At 68.2% G+C, this 18614-nt stretch carries 15 protein-coding genes; 10 read left to right on the top strand and 5 right to left on the bottom strand.

The genetic code is table 11. The features are described 5' to 3' along the window. Together AC5RTT_RS16665 and glpK are read left to right on the top strand one after the other, a co-directional pair. Positions 1-350 (top strand): glycerol-3-phosphate dehydrogenase C-terminal domain-containing protein (locus tag AC5RTT_RS16665; RefSeq protein WP_494146126.1); only part of this gene is annotated, 350 nt, incomplete at its 5' end. Positions 351-399: 49 nt separating this feature from the next. Continuing rightward, on the top strand, positions 400-1914 hold the full coding sequence (glpK, locus tag AC5RTT_RS16660) for a glycerol kinase GlpK (protein ID WP_494146125.1): 1515 nt from the start codon (positions 400-402) through the stop codon (positions 1912-1914). A gap of 29 nt (positions 1915-1943) precedes the next feature. Here glpK and AC5RTT_RS16655 read toward each other — a convergent pair whose 3' ends face one another. Next, positions 1944-4208 (bottom strand): PEP/pyruvate-binding domain-containing protein, encoded by a 2265-nt coding sequence (locus AC5RTT_RS16655; RefSeq protein ID WP_494146124.1) that lies wholly within the window; start codon positions 4206-4208, stop codon positions 1944-1946. Positions 4209-4499: 291 nt separating this feature from the next. Between AC5RTT_RS16655 and leuS the strand changes: the two genes are divergently transcribed. From leuS to holA, 5 genes are all read left to right on the top strand, one after another. Then, on the top strand, positions 4500-7022 hold the full coding sequence (gene leuS / locus AC5RTT_RS16650; protein WP_494146123.1) for a leucine--tRNA ligase: 2523 nt from the start codon (positions 4500-4502) through the stop codon (positions 7020-7022). Between the two features lie 63 nt (positions 7023-7085). After that, positions 7086-8078: a DegV family protein gene (locus AC5RTT_RS16645; protein ID WP_494146122.1), complete on the top strand. Its 993-nt coding sequence runs from the start codon at positions 7086-7088 to the stop codon at positions 8076-8078. Positions 8079-8127: 49 nt separating this feature from the next. Continuing rightward, positions 8128-9033 (top strand): ComEA family DNA-binding protein, encoded by a 906-nt coding sequence (locus AC5RTT_RS16640; RefSeq protein WP_494146121.1) that lies wholly within the window; start codon positions 8128-8130, stop codon positions 9031-9033. 77 nt (positions 9034-9110) lie between these two features. Then, positions 9111-11192: a ComEC/Rec2 family competence protein gene (locus tag AC5RTT_RS16635; RefSeq protein WP_494146120.1), complete on the top strand. Its 2082-nt coding sequence runs from the start codon at positions 9111-9113 to the stop codon at positions 11190-11192. Next, the gene (holA, locus tag AC5RTT_RS16630; RefSeq protein WP_494146119.1) at positions 11099-11992 is read left to right on the top strand and encodes a DNA polymerase III subunit delta; all 894 of its coding nucleotides are present in this window, start codon (positions 11099-11101) and stop codon (positions 11990-11992) included. The genes AC5RTT_RS16635 and holA overlap by 94 nt, the downstream gene beginning before the upstream one ends. 83 nt (positions 11993-12075) lie before the next feature. Here holA and rpsT read toward each other — a convergent pair whose 3' ends face one another. Both rpsT and AC5RTT_RS16620 read right to left on the bottom strand, forming a co-directional pair. After that, positions 12076-12336 (bottom strand): 30S ribosomal protein S20, encoded by a 261-nt coding sequence (gene rpsT / locus AC5RTT_RS16625; RefSeq protein ID WP_494009232.1) that lies wholly within the window; start codon positions 12334-12336, stop codon positions 12076-12078. A 168-nt stretch (positions 12337-12504) separates the two neighbouring features. Next, a complete protein-coding gene (locus AC5RTT_RS16620) occupies positions 12505-13044 on the bottom strand; it encodes a type II toxin-antitoxin system PemK/MazF family toxin (protein ID WP_494146118.1) in 540 nt (179 codons plus the stop codon). A 179-nt stretch (positions 13045-13223) separates the two neighbouring features. On the opposite strand from AC5RTT_RS16620, the gene lepA reads away from it, so the two are divergent. Further along, entirely contained in the window at positions 13224-15077 is a 1854-nt protein-coding gene (lepA, locus tag AC5RTT_RS16615) for a translation elongation factor 4 (RefSeq protein WP_009358806.1), read from the top strand. Between the two features lie 36 nt (positions 15078-15113). After that, a complete protein-coding gene (gene hemW / locus AC5RTT_RS16610; protein ID WP_494146117.1) occupies positions 15114-16343 on the top strand; it encodes a radical SAM family heme chaperone HemW in 1230 nt (409 codons plus the stop codon). A 69-nt stretch (positions 16344-16412) separates the two neighbouring features. On the opposite strand, the gene AC5RTT_RS16605 is transcribed toward hemW, so the two are convergent. Further along, a complete protein-coding gene (locus tag AC5RTT_RS16605) occupies positions 16413-16832 on the bottom strand; it encodes a DUF4870 domain-containing protein (RefSeq protein WP_009358804.1) in 420 nt (139 codons plus the stop codon). A 122-nt stretch (positions 16833-16954) separates the two neighbouring features. Continuing rightward, entirely contained in the window at positions 16955-17803 is an 849-nt protein-coding gene (locus AC5RTT_RS16600; RefSeq protein WP_494146116.1) for a DUF3097 domain-containing protein, read from the bottom strand. 189 nt (positions 17804-17992) lie between these two features. On the opposite strand from AC5RTT_RS16600, the gene hrcA reads away from it, so the two are divergent. Then, positions 17993-18614 (top strand): heat-inducible transcriptional repressor HrcA (gene hrcA, locus AC5RTT_RS16595; protein WP_494146115.1); only part of this gene is annotated, 622 nt, incomplete at its 3' end.

The raw sequence follows: 18614 nt of genomic DNA, 5'->3' as shown, positions 1-18614 counted from the left end.
CGGACCGCACCGCCGGGCTCCTGACCCGCTACGGCACGCGCGCGGAGGAGGTCATGGAGTACCTCGACGCCGGCGAGGACCGGCTGCTGCACTCCACCCGCGAGCTGAGCGTGCGGGAACTCGAGTTCATGGCCGCCCACGAGCAGGTGGGCCACCTGGTGGACGTCCTCATCCGGCGGACCTCCCTCGCGTTCCGCGGGCTCGTCACGGGTGAGCTGCTGAACGAGGTGGCAGAAGTGCTCGCTGTTCCGCTTGGATGGGATGCAGCAGCCCGGAAAGCGGAGATCCTCCACGCACAGGACGTGCTGAAGCGCTTCCACCGGGTGGAAACGCCCAGCCTGGTGGCGTAAGGGGACCCCGCCGCCATCCACCGCCACCGACCCGACAAGGACGTCATCCATGAACCAGTACATCCTCGCCATCGACCAGGGCACCACCAGCACCCGTGCCATCATCTTCGACCACGCCGGCGGCATTGTCTCCTCGGGTCAGATGGAGCACGAACAGATCTTCCCGCAGGCAGGCTGGGTGGAACACGACCCGGCGGAAATCTGGAACAACACCCGGGAAGTCATTGCCTCCGCCCTGTCCAAGGCGAACCTGACGCGTCACGACATTGCCGCCGTCGGCATCACCAACCAGCGTGAAACCGCCGTGGTGTGGGACAAGACCACCGGCGAGCCGGTGTATAACGCGATCGTGTGGCAGGACACCCGGACGCAGGACATCGTGGATGAACTGTCCGGGGACGGCGGAAGCGACCGCTTCAAGCAGAAGGTCGGCCTGCCGCTGGCCACCTACTTCTCGGGCACCAAGATCAAGTGGATCCTGGACAACGTGGCGGGGGCCCGCGAACGCGCCGAAGCCGGCAACCTGCTCTTTGGCAACACTGACGCCTGGGTGCTGTGGAACCTGACCGGCGGAGTGGACGGCGGTGTCCACGCCACGGACGTCACCAACGCCTCCCGCACGCTGTTCATGGACCTGGAGACCCTGCGGTGGGACGAGGACATCTTGGAGATCTTCGGCGTGCCGCGCAGCATGATGCCCGGCATCAAGTCCTCCTCCGAGGTGTACGGCCACGTCCACACCTCCCAGCTGCTTCGGGAAACCCCGGTGGCCGGGATCCTCGGAGACCAGCAGGCGGCCACCTTCGGCCAAGCGGCCTTTGAAACCGGCGGCGCAAAGAACACGTACGGGACGGGCTGCTTCCTGATCTTCAATACCGGCGGGGAGGTTGTCCACTCCAGGAATGGGCTCCTCACCACTGTCGGCTACAAACTGGGGGATGCCGCCCCGCAGTACGCCCTCGAAGGGTCCATCGCCGTCGCCGGGTCGCTTATCCAGTGGCTGCGCGACAACCTGGGCATGATCAGCAGCGCACCCGAGGTGGAAACCCTAGCGGCGTCCGTCAAGGACAACGGCGGCGTCTACATCGTTCCGGCGTTCTCGGGCCTCTTCGCCCCCCACTGGCGCCCGGATGCCCGCGGCGCCATCGTTGGCCTGACCCGCTTCGTCAACAAGAATCACATCGCCCGTGCCGCGCTGGAAGCCACCGCCTTCCAGACCCGCGAGGTGCTGGACGCCGTCAACGCTGACTCGGGGGTTCCCCTCACTGAGCTCAAGGTCGACGGCGGCATGGTGGCCAATGACGCCCTGATGCAGTTCCAGGCCGACATCCTGGGTGTCCCCGTCATCCGTCCCAGGGTCATCGAGACCACGGCGCTCGGTGCTGCCTACGCGGCGGGCCTTGCGGTCGGGTTCTGGAAGGACCTGGGCGAGCTGTCAGCCAACTGGTCGGAGGACAAGCGCTGGGAGCCGCAGCTCGACGCGGCTGAGCGGGACCGGCAGATGCGCCTCTGGCGGAAAGCCGTCACCAAGTCCATTGACTGGGTGGACGAGGACGTGAAGTAGCCCTTTCCGGAGCGGGACCGGCCCCGGGCTCAGCCTGCGCCAGTTTCCACAATGCCTTTGCTGCCATCCACCGTGACCCATTGGCCGGTGCGCAGGACCTGGGTGGCGTTGCCGGTGCCCACCACGGCCGGAATACCGTACTCCCGCGCCACCAGTGAGGCATGCGCGGCGAGGTTGCCCGTATCCGTAACGACGGCGGCGGCGCCGGCGAAGAGCGGAGTCCAGGCAGGTGCCGTTGCCTTGGCCACCAGGATTTCGCCCGGCCGGAATCCCGCGAAGTCGGCCGGACCCGTAACCAGCCGCACCTGTCCACGGGCGCGGCCAGGGCTTGCCGGGTGCCCGCTCAGGGCACCCGCGGGAAGGGCGCGTTCCGTCCGGGCTTTGTTGGCTATCCGGTCAAATGAGTTGCCCAGCAGGGGCAAGGTGCCCAGCGTGAGCGGCGCGTCGAGTTTCCGCTGCCGCAGCCAGTCATCCCGGCGCCGGGACACATCTGCGTGCCGGGGCGGTCCGCTGGTCCGAAGCTCCCGCCGGGTGAGGAAATAGACGTCCTCCGGGTCGCGGATGATTCCGGCCTGCTGCAGGGTTGTGCCTATTCGCCCAGCGCACCGGCGCAGCAGCGGCCAGCCCAGTGTGAAGTCGCGGGCCTGTTCCTCCCGCAGCAGGGCATAATGCTGTGCAACGGCCAGGAGGGTGTCGAAACGGCGCAGGAGGCGGGTTCCCCCCAGGATTCGACGGCAGGCAGCCTCTGCCGCCCGGCGCCGGTCCACGGCACTGGAGGAAACGTGGTGTCCGCCGGAGACCGACGCCGCCGGCGCTTCCGGCTCCTCACCCGCCGTCCTGTGGAACCAGTCAATGCTGTACACGGCATGGGGCACCTGGGGCGGGGCGGACTGGAACAGCCCGCCGAGCAGTACCTGGTAGCCCTCAGCCCCGGCTGCCCCCGGGATCCCACGCGCCAAAGCGCCGGCCAGATGCCGCCGCCAGAAGCGGGCGAGGGCCATCTCCATCTTCCAGGCGGCGCCGCCGGTAACCGAGAAATACCAGAGGTAGGCGCCCGCCGCCTCCACCACCTGCTCCACCTGGCCGATGAGGTCCGGAAGGCCGGCCGCATCGCCGTCCTCCGGCTGTCCCTCCGCCAGGCGGCGGTAGGCGGGGAGGCACACGGTCCGCCATTCGTGCTCCAGGCTTCGCAGGACAGCGCGGTCGGCACCGGGCGGGTCCAGCATGGGACGGACGACGCAGTTGAAGATGTAGCGCAGCGAGCGCGGCGTCCCGCCAAACAGCAGGTGGGGGAGCGCCCCGGGCGTGGGCGGAGCAACGTAGTACCAGCCGTTGACCGCTGCGTGTTTCATCGGCACCTGGACACCGGTGGAGTGGGCCACGGCCCGGTTGTACGCGGCATCCAGGGATGGCACCAGCCAGTCCATGAAGAGCGGGGTGACCGGTTCGGGAAGCCATTCGCCCAGCCGGAAGTTGCGTATCCACACGCCGTTTCCCGGCCGCTGCCAGGCCACCGGTTCCGGAACGGCGGTCATCGGCCGCGCCTGCACAAGCTGGACCTGGCCGGACCTGTCCAACGCCCACTCAACATCCTGGGGAGCACCGAAGTACCCGGCGACTCTTTGCGCCGCGGCCGCCACCGCCGTCGCGCCTTCCGCCGTCAGGACGCCTCCGCCGCGGGTGCACGTGGCGCTGCCGTTCCGGACTGTCCATCCTTCTCCGCCCTCGGAACCGGAGACGAGCCCTTCAGCGAGCCCCGGCACAGCGGAAATGACAGCCTCGTCCCGGGCTCCGGTCAATGGATTGGCGGAGAACGCGACACCCGCCGCTATGGGCTCCACCATCTGCTGGACCAGCACGGCCATGGTCCCGCTGCCCGCCTGGCCGCGGGACTCCTGGTACGCCCGCACCCTGCCGGCCTCCGCCGACTGGAAGCAGCGGGCGACCGCAGTATCGAGGCTTGCCGGATCAACATTGAGGTAACTCTCGTACATGCCGGTGTAGGAAGCGCCCGGCAGGTCTTCCGCGGTGGCGGAGGAGCGGACGGCATAGGGGCCGGGGCCCGCCGCCCGGGCAGCCTCCTGCAACAGGCGCAACCAGTCACTGCGCCCCGAGGCGTCATCAAACGCGGCACCGGTCACCACGAATCCTGGCGGCACCGGGAATCCGGCCCTCCGCAGCCGGGCCAGGGCGGCGGCCTTGCCGCCCACAACATCCCGCTGGAGGGCGGCTGCCCCGCCAAGCCGGGGAAAGCGGCCTTCCGTTCCCGCGGCCTTCTCCGCAGCATTATGCATGGCGTCACCTGCCGGATCGGGGCCCGGACGGGCCGGCTCCAGTCTAGTGACGGGCAACCGGCCGGGTACAGCCCCCTTCAGCCCCGGCTCCCGCAGGTGCGCTAAAGTAGTTCCATGCGTGCGATCCTTCTGCTTAGCTAGCCGCCGGCTGTCCGACATGACGGACGGCTGAGCGGCAGCCCCTCCATGGCGAGGGGCTTTTGTGTGTCCGGGAGGATTTCCCGGGCCGCTGCGGGAGGATCAGGCCGTTATGGCAGCACAAGTGCCGTAACAGAACAGAAGAGGGCAGCAGTGGGCGTTCAGCCGGAGACAGAGACCGGAGCAGCAGTGGCAGCGGAAGCACCCGAGGAGGGCACGTACAGCTTCACGGCCATGGAGGCCAAGTGGCCGCAGGTGTGGGAGGACCTGAAGGTCTTCACCCCTGTCGACGACGGATCGCGGGAGCGGCGGTACGTGCTGGACATGTTCCCCTACCCGTCCGGCGACCTGCACATGGGCCATGCCGAGGCGTTCGCGATGGGCGACGTCGTGGCCCGCTACCTCCGCCAGCAGGGCTATGACGTGCTGCATCCGATCGGCTGGGACTCCTTCGGCCTGCCGGCGGAGAACGCCGCAATCAAGCGGAACGCCCATCCCAGCGAGTGGACGTACGCGAACATCGACACCCAGGCCGCGTCCTTCAAGCGTTACGCCATCTCCGCCGACTGGTCCCGCCGGCTGCACACCTCGGATCCCGAGTACTACCGCTGGACCCAGTGGCTCTTCAAGCGCTTCTACGAGCGCGGCCTGGCTTACCGGAAGAACTCGCCGGTCAACTGGTGCCCCAAGGACCAGACCGTCCTGGCCAATGAGCAGGTCGTCAACGGCGCCTGCGAGCGCTGCGGCACCACTGTCACCAAGAAGTCCCTGAACCAGTGGTACTTCAAGATCACAGATTACGCCGACCGGCTGCTCGACGACATGGAACAGCTCCGGGGCCACTGGCCCGAACGGGTACTGGCCATGCAGAAGAACTGGATCGGCCGGTCCGAGGGTGCCCACGTCAACTTCGTGATCGAGGCCGACGGCGGGAAGCCCGCCAAGGAGGTCACGGTCTTCACCACCCGCCCGGACACCCTGTACGGTGCCACGTTCTTCGTGGTGGCCGCTGACGCGCCGCTCGCCGTCGAACTCGTGACAGAGGAACACGCCGCGGCGCTGGACGAGTACCGTGAACAGGTCAAGGCACTGTCGGAGATCGAACGCCAGTCCACGGAACGCGAAAAGACCGGCGTCTTCACCGGCCGGTACGCCATCAACCCGCTGAACGGGGAAAAGCTGCCCGTCTGGGCCGCCGACTACGTCCTGGCCGACTACGGCACCGGCGCTATCATGGCCGTTCCCGCCCACGACCAGCGCGACCTCGACTTCGCCCGCACCTTCGACCTGCCCGTACGCGCGGTCCTGGACACCGGCGAGGAGGACCCCGCCGTGTCCGGCACCGCCACCGCCGGCGAGGGCACCCTGATCAACTCCGGAGAGCTGGACGGGCTGCCCAAGTCCGAGGCCATCCCCGCCGCCATCGCCATCCTGGAGCGGCAGGGGACTGGCGAGAAGTTCGTGAACTTCCGGCTCCGCGACTGGCTCCTGAGCCGGCAGCGGTTCTGGGGCACGCCCATCCCCATCATCCATTGCCCGTCCTGCGGGGAGGTGCCCGTCCCCGACGAGCAGCTGCCCGTTACGCTGCCCTCGGACCTGCGCGGTGAGGACCTGGCCCCGAAGGGCACCTCGCCCCTGGCCGCCGCCGAAGCCTGGGTCAATGTCGAGTGCCCGTCCTGCCAGGGACCTGCCAAGCGCGACACCGACACCATGGACACCTTCGTGGACTCGTCCTGGTACTTCCTGCGGTTCGTCTCGCCGCACTACACCGAGGGCCCGTTCGATCCGCAGAAGATCAACGACTGGATGCCCGTGGGGCAGTACGTCGGCGGCGTGGAGCACGCCATCCTGCACCTGCTGTACGCCCGGTTCTTCACCAAGGTCATCAACGACCTCGGAATGATCGAGGCCAACGAGCCGTTCAGCGCCCTTTTGAACCAGGGCCAGGTGCTCAACGGCGGCAAAGCCATGAGCAAGTCGCTGGGCAACGGCGTGGACCTGGGTGAGCAGTTGGACAAGTACGGCGTGGACGCCGTCCGCCTCACCATGATCTTCGCCTCCCCGCCCGAGGACGACGTGGACTGGGCCGACGTGTCCCCGTCCGGTTCCGCGAAGTTCCTGGCCCGTGCCTGGCGCCTGGCGCAGGATGTCTCCAGCGCTCCCGGCACCGACTTCGGCACTGGGGACCGGGCGCTGCGTTCCGTCACGCACCGCACCATCGCGGACGCCGCCGAACTGCTGGATGCCAACAAGTTCAATGTCGTGGTGGCCAAACTGATGGAACTGGTCAACGCCACCCGCAAGGCAATCGACTCCGGTGCAGGCGGCGCCGATCCGGCCGTCCGCGAAGCCGCCGAGGCAGTGGCCGTCATCCTCAGCCTCTTCGCGCCCTACACCGCCGAAGACATGTGGAGCGTGCTGGGCCACCCCGCATCCGTGGCCAACGCCGGCTGGCCGGCCCACGACCCCGCGCTCCTGGTCCAGGCGACGGTCACCGCCGTCGTCCAGGTCCAGGGCAAGGTGCGGGACAGGCTGGAAGTCTCCCCGGACATTTCCGAGGACGAACTCCGTGAACTGGCCCTGGCCTCGGAAAATGTCCAGCGCGCAATGGACGGCCGCGGCATCCGCACGGTTATCGTCCGGGCACCTAAACTGGTCAACATCGTCCCGGCCTAGCAGGCAGGCCGGGCCCGGCCGCCGGACAACTCCGGTGGCCGGCCAGTGACACCAGGAGGCCCCTTGCCCGACAGTTCCGCCGCCGGCTGGCCCTGGTTTCGGGCCCGCCTGGCAGGTTTACGCCCCGCACCCAGGCCCGGTGCCGCCGTCGTCCGCACGGCGGTGGTGACGGACTCAGCCGCGGCGCTGCCGCAGCCGTGGGCGGACGGGCTCAAGGCGGACGGACTGCTCACCGTGATCTCCATGCCCGTCATGGTGGGAGCGGACATCTACGGTGAGGGTGAAGACGACATCCTGGAAACCATCGCGCTGGCCCTGGCCGCGGGGACGCCGGTCAAGACGTCCCGCCCCTCGCCCGGGCAGTTCGAGCAGGCCTTCCGGGCCGCGCTGCGCCTGGGGTACGAAGAGATCGTCTCAATCCACATCTCCGGCGAGCTCTCCGGCACGGCGGATGCCGCCCGCCTGGCTGCCGCCCGGGTGGGAATCCCGGTGGAAGTGGTTGATTCGCGGACGGTGGGAATGGCGCTGGGCATGGCGGTACAGGCCGGTGTGGCGGCTGCGGCCAGCGGCGCCGACGCGGTCAGTACTGCTTCCGCCGCGGCGGCCCAGGCAGGGCGGACCAAGGTTTATTTCTACGTCCCGAGCCTGGAGCAGCTCCGGCGCGGCGGCCGGATTGGCCCGGCCGCGTCGTTGCTGGGCACCATGCTGGCCATCAAACCGATCCTTGCCGTGGAGAACGGCAAAATCGTTCCGCTGGAGAAGGTGCGGTCGGCCGCCAAGGCGGTGGCCCGGCTGGAGGAGCTCGTCGCTGCCGACGCGCAGGCCCAGCCCGGGCAGGCCGTGCGGCTGGCGGTACACCATTTCGGAAACCCGGAGGAAGCCGAAGGCCTTGCGGCCAGGCTGGCAGCCGCGCTACCGCAGTGTCCGCCGGCGCAGATCAGCTCACTCCCGGCAGTGCTGGCGGCGCACGCCGGTCTGGGTGTCCTGGCCGTTATCGTTGGCCGCGACGCTGCCGCCGGCGCGTCCGGACCCAGGCTCCCTAGCCTGTCCACATAGCACCTTTCGGGCCTGTTGCCCGGTGCCCGGATGTCCTTAGCGTGAAGCCATGTCACGCCGGGATGCTGGAGCAGCGGGACCTTCGGCGCGCCATGCCAGGGCCCGCCTGCAGGCAACCCTGGGAGGGCGGCAGGGGCTCCTGGCGGACGGGGGAGGGGAGCGGGACTTCGAATACCGTGAAGAACCACTGCCGGGTCCTGCCGGCTTTGAAGTCGGGCGTGGCGAAGGCAGTGGCTGGCCTGCCGGGCTGGCCCCCGCACTGCGCTGGCGGCTGGGGCTTCGGGTCGCAGTCCTGCTCGGCGTCCTTGCCATAGCCGCCGGGGCGGTGTTCTGGTGGCAGACCGCGTCCGGCCGTCCGCAGATCCTGCCGCTTGCCGGGATCAGCGCGGGCCCGGCGGCGGAAAGCGGATCCCAGCACGGGGACGGAGACGGTGGGGACGCCGGGGAGGTCGCGGAGGCCCTGCCTGAGGTGACTAAGCCTGCGGGAAGCTCCGCCGGCCCGGTAGTGGTCCATGTCGCCGGTGCGGTGGCCGCGCCCGGCGTGGTGACCCTGCCGGCAGGGAGCCGCGTCCATGACGCCATCGGCGCTACGGGCGGCGGAACACCCGACGCCGATCTCAACCGCCTCAACCTGGCACTGGTCGTCGAGGACGGACAAAAGATCCATGTTCCCCGGCAGGGTGAAGCCACGCCGCCATTGGCGGAGTCCGCCGGACCGGCCGGTGCAGCGGGTGGCACAGGTGGCGGGCCGGGGTCCGGCGGTGCGAAGGTCAACCTCAACACCGCAGGGGCGGCCGAGCTTGACACCCTGCCCAAGGTGGGGCCGGTGCTTGCACAGCGGATCGTGGACTGGCGGGCGGCCCACGGTCCCTTCAAGACCGCGGAGGAGCTTGACGCGGTGGACGGTGTGGGCCCCAAGTTGCTTGAGGCCTTGCTGCCGCTGGTGACGGTGTGACGTGCCGCAGCAGGTGAACGGGCATCCTGATGGGTGAAGGGGGAGCAGGGCGAAAGGCCAGTCCGTGGAGCCGTTACGTGGACTCCGCCGTCAGCGGCGCGCAGGGAGCAGGAGCCGGTTATGGCGCCAACGCACCGTACGTGGAGGACAGCAGGAAACCGCCCGTCTCCGGCACATACTCAGGCCGCATGAACGCAATCCGGGACAGGCTTGCCCTGCCTAAGCCGAGGGGCGGCGCTGCACCAGGCGATGAAGCCGGCAGCGACGCCGGCACCGGATCCCCGGGCCGCCGTACGGATCTCCGCCTTGCCCTTCCGGCCGCCATGGTCTGGGGCGCTTCCCTTGCCGGCCTGTGGTTGACGCCCGCAGCCCTGGCCGTGCTCTGTGTGGTTTTGGCGGCCCTCGGCGTGCTGCTGCTGGTGCGGCTCCGCCGGCGGACACCCGCCGGGCATCCGCTGGGCCGGCGCAGCTTCCGGGCCACCACTGCCATTGCCCTCCTGCTCGCCGCCGCCGCTGCAGCCCATTCCTCCGTGGCCTCCAGCCAGCGTTTTGATGGCCCGCTCGCCGAGGCTATCGCCGACGGGAGGTCTGTGGTCGCGCTGGTGGAGGTGGCCGGGACGCCCCGTCCGCTGAGCAGGCCCGGGCAGGCAGGTCCGCCCGAACGGTGGTCCGTGCCCGTCCTGACCCGGGAAGTCGCCACTGGGGGCGTGGTGCTGCACACCCGGGCGCAACTGGTGGTCATGGGAGGTGGCACCTGGGGAACCCTGGTCCCGGGACAAGCCGTCCGCGTCACCGGAAAACTGCGTCCGGCTGACCCAGGACGGTATGAGGCCGGTATGCTGGCTGCCTCTTCCGCGCCGGGCCCGGCCGACGGCGGCGCCGGATTGGAGAGCGCGGCAAAGGACCTGCGGGTCCGGTTTGTCAGTGCTGCCGCGTTTCTGGCCCCTGATGCCGCAGGCCTCCTGCCGGGCATGGTCACAGGGGACACCAGCGCCCTGGACGAAGGGCTGGAAAACGCCATGGAAGCCGTGGGCATGACCCACCTCACCGCTGTCTCCGGGGCCAACTGCAGCCTCGTCCTGGGTGCGCTGCTGCTTGCCTGCCGGAGAATGCGGATGCCGCGCGCGCCCGCCGCCGCCGCGGCCCTGGCCGGATTGGGGATGTTCGTAGTCCTCGTCGGCCCGGACCCCAGCGTCCTGCGGGCAGCCGTGATGGGAGCGGTGGCCGTGGCTGCCCTCTCCGCGGGCCGCTCCGGGCGGGGGCTGAGTTTCCTCTGCCTGGCGGTGACAGGGCTCCTGCTCGTCGACCCTGGGCTGGGCGGGAGCTTCGGGTTCCTGCTCTCCGTCCTGGCGACGCTGGGAATCATCGTCCTGGGCAGGCGGATCATTGACTGGACTCCCGCCGGCATTCCCCGGTGGGCGGCCGCCGCCGTGGCGGTTCCGCTGTCCGCCCAGCTGCTGTGCGGGCCCGTCATTGTCCTGCTGCAGCCCCAGTTTTCGACCTACTCGCTCCTGGCGAACGTGGCCGCGTCACCCCTGGTGGCGCCGGTAACCTTGCTGGGAACCGCGGCGGTTCCCCTTGTTGCCCTGGCACCGTGGCCCGCCACGGTGCTCATCGCCGTGGCTGGAACGTTCAGTGCCGGCGTCGCGGGCATCGCACGGGTCAGCTCGCAGCTTCCGGGTGCCTCCCTTCCCTGGCCGGAAGGTCTACCCGGGCTGCTGTCCATGCTCCTGCTCTCGGTCCTCACCGCAGCTGCCACGTGGGCGGCGGCACGTCCCCGGGCCGTTGTGCGCCTTGCCCTCGGGGCTCACCGGACCACGGTTTCGCTTCTTGCGCTGCCGGAGCGGAAGTGGGCGGCCCTGCACCGGCAACACGGCTTTGACCACGGTGCAGGACATGGCAGGCTGGGATCCTCCACAAAATATTCCGGAAGGGATCCCCGATGGCCGCTGCGCAAAAACGAGCAACCCGTCCGGCGGCGTCGAATGCTGCCGCCTGGCGCGATGCAGCCCCGGCACCCGTTGTCCTCATCACCGGCCCCGAGGAGTACCTGGGCATCAGGGCCATGGACAACATCCGGTCCCAGGTCCGGGCAACGTCTCCCGATGTGGAGGTCAGCCGGGTCGACGCCGCCGCCTACGAGGCCGGAAGCCTTTTAATGCTGGTCAGCCCGTCACTGTTCGGGGAAAGCAAACTAATCGAGGTCGAAGGCGTCGAAGCCATGAACGAGGCTTTCCTGGCCGACACCCTGGCCTACCTCGGCCATCTGGAACCGGACGCCGTCCTGGTCCTGCGGCATGGCGGGGGAGCGCGCGGCAAGAAACTCCTCGACGCCATCAAGAAGGGCGGCTGGCCGGTGGTGGACTGCCAGCCGCTCAAGAAGGACGCCGACAAGATGGCCTTCGTGTCCGCGGAGTTCAAAGCGGCCGGCCGGCGGATCGAGCAGGACGCGGTCCTGGCCCTGGTCAACGCGGTAGGGGCCAACCTTTCCGAGCTGGCCGCTGCGTGCAGCCAGCTGATTTCCGATGCGGGAACCACCGTGACGTCTGAGGTGGTTGACCGGTACTACGGCGGCAGGATCGAGGCGACAGCATTCAAGGTGGCCGACGCTGCGATGGCCGGAAACGGGCCCCTGGCGCTTTCCACGCTCCGGCATGCCCTTGCCACGGGGGCTGATCCGGTTCCCTTGGTGGCTGCCCTGGCGGCCAAACTGCGCACGGTGGCCCGGGTGGCCGGCGCTTCCGGCTCCGCGGCACAGATCGCCGCCGAACTGGGCATGCAGCCGTGGCTGGTGGAGCAGGCGCAGCGTGACGTCCGGCGCTGGACTCCGGAAGGGCTGGTCCGGTCCATCCAGGCCACGGCAGAGGCGGACGCACAGGTCAAGGGGCTCTCACGTGATCCTGTATTCGCCGTCGAGAATGCGGTCAGGATCATCGCAATGTCCGTGCAGGGCCGCTGAGCCCGCAGGCGGTACCGCTTAAAGGCGCGTGGCCGGTACCCGAGGGTACCGGCCACGATCATCAGTTCGGGGAACTGGAAACCTTACAGTGCGTTGACCTTCTTGGAGATCGCCGACTTGCGGTTTGCTGCGTTGTTCTTGTGCAGAACACCCTTGCTGACAGCCTTGTCCAGCTTGCGGCTGGCAACAACCAGGGCAGCAGCAGCTGCATCCTTGTCCGTGGACTCAACGGCGGTGTTGACGGCGCGGATGGCCGTCTTCAGCTCGGACTTGACTGCGTTGTTGCGCAGGCGTGCCTTCTCGTTGGTGAGGATGCGCTTCTTCTGGGACTTGATATTCGCCACGTGTGAACTCTCTTTTTAATGCGGAAATGGTCTAGAGGGCTTTCAGGCTGGCCATTGACTGAGCGGCGTGGGGATACCTATGGCGGCCAACCATCAGTGGCCGTCGACCTGCACGGACACACAGCTATAAAGAATAGCAGGTCAGCCGCCCGCCTGGCCATTCAAGGGCTACGTCCAGCCGTGTCGCGCGCGGAGCCCTGCGGCCACGGCGTCAAAGCGCTTGCGGTCCAGCACGGCGCCCTCCCGGCGGATGTCCGCCGGCCTGATCTGCAGGATGCGGTCCAGCCGGGCCTCGCTGGGCCTGGCCTGGCGGTCCCAGCCGCCCACGCCCAGGTCCACGTAGTCGGGGCACGCGGATGCTGCGGGCACCCGGTCCCTGCTGGTGAGCATCAGTCCCAGCAGGTACGGTCCGCTGCGTCCCACCAGCAGTACCGGGCGGTCCTTCCCGCGGGAGTGGTCCTCCTGGTACGGCACCCAGGTCCACACCACCTCGCCGGGGTCCGGATCGCCGTCGGGCTTGGGCGCATAGCTGACGACGGAGCGCCCGCGGAAATCCCCCGGGTAGCGGCTTGTGCCGGCAGGGGCAGCAGGCCCCCGGGCGTGGGAACGGGACGGCGCCAGGTTCTTGGACGAAGCGGGCCCGGTCGCCCGTAGCAGCCGAAGCCCACTCCGGACGGCGTTCGCCAGGGGACGGAGACTGAAAGGCATTCCGCCACCTTACAGCCGGGGCCCTGCTGCGGGCACGACTGCAAACCCCCAACGGGATGCGGTGCCACGCGCCCGGACGTGGGACACTTGAAGTTGACGATGTGCGGCTGGACCGCGGGAACCTGATCAAGGGTGCACCCGGCGGCAGCCGCGGAAATGCCAACAGTAAGGACCCCTGCGTGTCTCCCATGGCCCGCACCGCCCCGGTGCCCGCCGCGACAGATCCGGCCATCATTCGGAATTTCTGCATCATCGCGCACATTGACCACGGCAAGTCCACCCTGGCTGACCGCATGCTGCAGTCCACAGGAGTGGTGCAGGCACGCGACATGAAGGCCCAGTACCTGGACCGCATGGATATCGAGCGTGAACGCGGCATCACCATCAAGTCCCAGGCCGTCCGCATGCCCTGGGAAGTTGACGGCGTGAGCTACGCACTGAACATGATCGACACCCCCGGCCACGTGGACTTCACTTATGAGGTTTCCCGGTCGCTGGCGGCGTGCGAAGGTGCCGTCCTGCTGGTGGACGCGGCGCAGGGCATCGAGGCACAGACCCTCGCCAATCTCTACCTGGCGATGGAAAACGACCTCACCATCATTCCGGTGCTCAACAAGATCGACCTTCCGGCGGCGCAGCCAGAGAAGTACGCAGCGGAACTGGCCAACCTCATCGGCGGCGATCCGGAGGACGTCCTGCTGGTTTCGGGCAAGACCGGCGTGGGCGTCGAGGCCCTGCTGGACAAGATCGTCACCGACCTCCCGGCACCCGTGGGTGACGCCAACGCACCCGCCCGCGCCATGATCTTCGACTCCGTCTATGACACCTACCGAGGCGTGGTGACCTACGTACGCGTGGTGGACGGCATGCTGCATCCGCGCGAGCGCATCCAGATGATGTCCACGAAGGCCTCGCACGAACTCCTGGAGATCGGCGTCAGCTCACCCGAGCCGACGCCTTCCAAGGGCCTGGGCGTCGGTGAGGTGGGCTACCTCATCACCGGCGTGAAGGACGTCCGCCAGTCCAAGGTTGGTGACACTGTCACCAACCTGGCCAAGCCGGCGTCGGAATCCCTCAGCGGCTACGCGGATCCCAAGCCCATGGTGTTCTCCGGGCTCTACCCGCTGGACGGCACCGACTACCCGGTCCTCCGCGACGCCCTGGACAAGCTCAAGCTCAACGACGCCGCGCTGGTCTACGAGCCGGAAACCTCCGCCGCGCTGGGCTTCGGCTTCCGCGTGGGCTTCCTGGGCCTGCTGCACCTGGAGATCGTCCGGGAACGCCTGGAGCGTGAATTCAACCTGGACCTCATCTCCACGGCACCGAACGTGGTCTACGAGGTAACCCTCGAGGACAAGTCCGTCCTGACCGTCACCAACCCCAGCGAGTTCCCGGCCGGCAAGATCCGGGAAGTCCGGGAACCCATGGTGTCCGCCACCATCCTCGCCCCCAACGAGTTCGTGGGGGCCATCATGGAGCTGTGCCAGGGCCGCCGCGGCCAGATGAAGGGCATGGACTACCTCTCCGAGGACCGCGTGGAACTGCGGTACTGGATCCCGCTTGCCGAGATCGTTTTCGACTTCTTCGACATCCTCAAGTCCAAGACCCGCGGCTACGCATCGCTGGACTGGAAGGCCGACGGCGAACAGGTGGCAGACCTCGTCAAGGTGGACATCCTGCTGCAGGGCGAACAGGTGGACGCCTTCAGTGCCATCACCCACAAGGACAAGGCCTACGCGTACGGCGTCATGATGACCGGCAAGCTGCGCGAGCTCATTCCGAGGCAGCAGTTCGAGGTCCCCATCCAGGCAGCCATCGGATCCAGGATCATCGCTCGCGAAAGCATCCGCGCCATCCGCAAGGACGTGCTCGCCAAGTGCTACGGCGGTGACATTTCGCGTAAGCGGAAGCTGCTGGAGAAGCAGAAGGAAGGCAAGAAGCGCATGAAGATGGTGGGCCGCGTGGAGGTTCCCCAGGAGGCCTTCATCGCCGCGCTGACCACCGACGAGTCCAAGGACAAGGCCAAGAAGTAGTGATGACAGTGGCCGCATCTATCACGGGCCGCAGCAATGCCTAGTGTTCTTCCCCTGGGCGACCCCGCGCCGCCGGACGGCCTGCTGCCCGCCCAGGCAGCCGAGGGCGCGGGGAGCCGTGCCTTTGGGCTGTATGTCCACATACCCTTCTGCGCGGTGCGCTGCGGGTACTGCGACTTCAACACCTACACCGCCACCGAGCTCGGCGGCGGTGCGTCGCAGGACGCCTATGCCGCCACCGCCGCCTCCGAGGTGGCGTTTGCCGCCATGGTGCTAACCGGGTCCGGGCTTCCGGCGCGGAAGCTCAGCACCGTTTTCTTCGGCGGCGGAACGCCCACCCTGCTTCCCGCCGACGATCTCGCCCGGATCCTTCGGGCGGCAATCGACGAGTGGGGCATTGAGGACGGCACGGAGGTCACCACCGAAGCCAATCCGGACTCCGTGACTCCCGAGTCCCTCGCTGTCCTCAAGGCAGCGGGTTTCACGCGCGTTTCCTTTGGCATGCAGTCGGCGGTTCCGCACGTGCTCAAGGTCCTGGACCGGACGCATACCCCCAGCAGGGTTCCGCAGGTGGTGCAGTGGGCCAGGGAGGCCGGACTGGCCGTCAGCCTGGACCTGATCTATGGGACGCCGGGCGAATCCCTGGACGACTGGCGGTACTCCCTGGAGACCGCCCTGTCCTACCAGCCCGACCACATCAGCGCCTACGCGCTGATCGTGGAGGACGGCACCAAGCTCGCCGCGCAGATGCGGCGCGGGGAGGTCCCGGGTATCGACGACGACGACCACGCCGACAAGTACGAACTCGCCGACCAGCTGATCACCGCGGCCGGCCTGGGCTGGTACGAGGTCAGCAACTGGGCCCGCACACCGGAGCAGGCGTGCCGCCACAACCTCGCCTACTGGCGGGGGGACGACTGGTGGGGGATCGGCCCGGGCGCCCACTCCCACGTTGGCGGCGTCCGGTGGTGGAACGTCAAACATCCCACCGCCTACGCCGGCCGCCTGGCCCAGGGACTCTCACCTGCTGCCGGGCGGGAAACCCTTGACCCGGAAACCCGGAATGTCGAACGCATCATGCTGGAGGCGCGCCTCCAGGCAGGCCTTGAAGTGGCCACCCTGAGCGCTGTTGGACGCCACGAAATGGCAGGACTGATTGCCGACGGCCTGGTGGACCCGGCCGCGGCATTCCGCGGGAAACTCGTCCTCACCCTGAAGGGGCGCCTGCTCGCAGACGCGGTGGTCCGCCGGATCCTCCCGGACTGACCTGCCCGGATGGGCCCACGCCGGCGAGGGCCCCGGCCCGAGCTTGCGAGGGTTGGGAGCCGGTGGGGACTACTTGATCCAGCGCAGGTTGTACTGGTACCGGTGCGGCTGGCCCTTGTTCACGTGGATGCCTGCCGCCACCGAGAAGCAGGTCAGGGCGATCCAGATCAGCGTGGCGATGACGGCGAAGATGTTGCCGATGACGGGGATGAACACCAGGATGTTCGCCACCACGGCCGCAATGGTGGGCGGCAGGCTGAAGTTCAGCGCTTCCTTGGACTCCTGCGCCGTGAACGGCCCGCGGTCGCGGAAGATCAGGAAGATCAGGAGCGCAGGTACGCAACCGAGGATTCCGCCGAAGTGTGCCAGGGTGGCCCATTGCCTGTCCTCGCCTGCCGTCAGGGGCAGCGCGTTCGCCGGGACGCCATGGTATTCAGAGCGGCCTGCGCCGCCCTGGCTGTCCCTGTGATCACGGGTGTTTTCTGCCACAGTCTGTTTCCTTCGAGAGTGCAAATAGTGCGAAATGCCGGTGCTGCCTTGCTGCGGCCGCGGACAGTGCCGCAGGACCTGCAGTACCAAGAATACTGGCTATCCGGGACATGGCTCCCCATTCAGGGCACCGTGAGGAAGTCGATCACTTCCTCAACGCGGCCCAGCAGCGACGCCTCAAGGTCAGCGTAGCTGCGGACGGCACCCAGCAGCTTCTGCCACCCCAGCCCGATGTCCTCCTTCGTGGCGTGCGGCCAGCCGAAGGCCGCCAGCACGCCGGTCTTCCAGTCCTGGCCCCGGGGCACTACGGGCCACTGCTCGATCCCCAGGACAGCGGGCCTGATGGCCTGCCACACATCCACGTACGGGTGGCCCACGATCAGGACGTTCCCCGCGGCGCCGGGGGACGCCATGACGGCGTCGGCAATGCGGGACTCCTTCGAGTCCGGCACCAAGTGGTCCACGAGCACGCCCAGCCGCCGTCCCGGCCCGGGCCGGAAATCGGCCACCGCTCCGGCGAGGTCGTCAATGCCGTGCAGGGGTTCGACGACGATGCCCTCCACGCGAAGGTCGTCTCCCCAGACCTTCTCCACCAGTTCGGCGTCGTGCTTGCCTTCCACCCAGATGCGGCTGGCTTTGGCCACCTGGGCACGCTGGCCCGTGACCCGGACGGATCCCGACGCCGTCCTGCCGGCTCCGGCGCCGGCAGCGCCACGCGGTGCCGGCGGCATCAGGCGGATGGCCCGGCCCTCCAGGAGGAAGCCGAAGCCGAGCCGGAACGTCCGTGACTTTCCCCGCCGGTCTTCGAGCGCCACCACGTGCATGCCGCCTGACTTTTCCACCCGCGTCACGGCACCAACCCACCCGGACTGCACGTCCTCCAGGACCATGCCGCGTTCAACGGGGACTTCGGGCAGTTGGGTGCGGACGGGGCCGGACATCTCCCGGGGCCCCCAATTCTGGTAATCCATGGATCGACTCCGCCTAGCGCTAGATCAGTGCCGCCGGAATTTCGCCCGGAGCGGTACCAATGCTAACAACGGGGCGAGTCATAATAGACTGTTAGCACTTAGGCATGTCGAGTGCTAACCCTGATGGTTTTCCCTGATGTTTGTTGCACAGGGTGGCGCTGCCGCCCTGACCCTGGATGGAGGTGGAGTGTGAGCGAGCCACGCAAACTGGAAGTGCTGCGGGCAATCGTGGAGGACTACGTCCACTCCCGCGAGCCCGTGGGTTCCAAGGCGCTGGTGGAAAGGCATCATCTCGGCGTATCCAGTGCAACAATCCGCAACGACATGGCAGCCCTGGAAGACGAAGGGCTCATCACCGCACCGCACACCAGTGCGGGCAGGATTCCCACGGACAAGGGCTACCGCCTGTTCGTTGACCAGATCTCGGCTGTAAAGCCGCTGTCCCAGGCTGAACGCCGCGCCATCCAGTCGCTGCTCGAAGGCTCCGACGACCTCGATGATGTCCTGGACCGGACCGTCCGGCTGCTGTCGCAACTGACCAACCAGGTGGCGGTGGTCCAGTATCCCCATCTGAGCCGGGCCCTGATCCGCCACATCGAATTCGTCCTGCTGGCACCGCGGAAAGTGCTGGTGGTCCTGATCGCCAACAGCGGCAAGGTGGAGCAGCGGGTGATCGACGTCGGCCAGGACCTGGGTGACGACGCCCTCGCCGCGCTCCGGACCCAGTTCCTCGGTTCCCTCGCCGGAACCCCGCTGGGCCAGTTGGGGCAGTCCCTGCCCGGCGTCGTTTCCGCCGTCGGCCCGGCGCAGC

The organism is Arthrobacter sp. Y3221157, assembly GCF_059089865.1.
This window is presented reverse-complemented; position numbering and strand designations above follow the sequence as displayed.

Bases quoted from the DNA above. Each gene is read 5' to 3' on its own strand.
- holA (WP_494146119.1), top strand. From the start codon at position 11,099: ATGGACAACATCCGGTCCCAGGTCCGGGCAACGTCTCCCGATGTGGAG.
- glpK (WP_494146125.1), top strand. From the start codon at position 400: ATGAACCAGTACATCCTCGCCATCGACCAGGGCACCACCAGCACCCGT.
- AC5RTT_RS16655 (WP_494146124.1), bottom strand. From the start codon at position 4,208: ATGCATAATGCTGCGGAGAAGGCCGCGGGAACGGAAGGCCGCTTTCCC.
- AC5RTT_RS16640 (WP_494146121.1), top strand. From the start codon at position 8,128: ATGTCACGCCGGGATGCTGGAGCAGCGGGACCTTCGGCGCGCCATGCC.
- hemW (WP_494146117.1), top strand. From the start codon at position 15,114: ATGCCTAGTGTTCTTCCCCTGGGCGACCCCGCGCCGCCGGACGGCCTG.
- AC5RTT_RS16600 (WP_494146116.1), bottom strand. From the start codon at position 17,803: ATGGATTACCAGAATTGGGGGCCCCGGGAGATGTCCGGCCCCGTCCGC.
- AC5RTT_RS16620 (WP_494146118.1), bottom strand. From the start codon at position 13,044: ATGCCTTTCAGTCTCCGTCCCCTGGCGAACGCCGTCCGGAGTGGGCTT.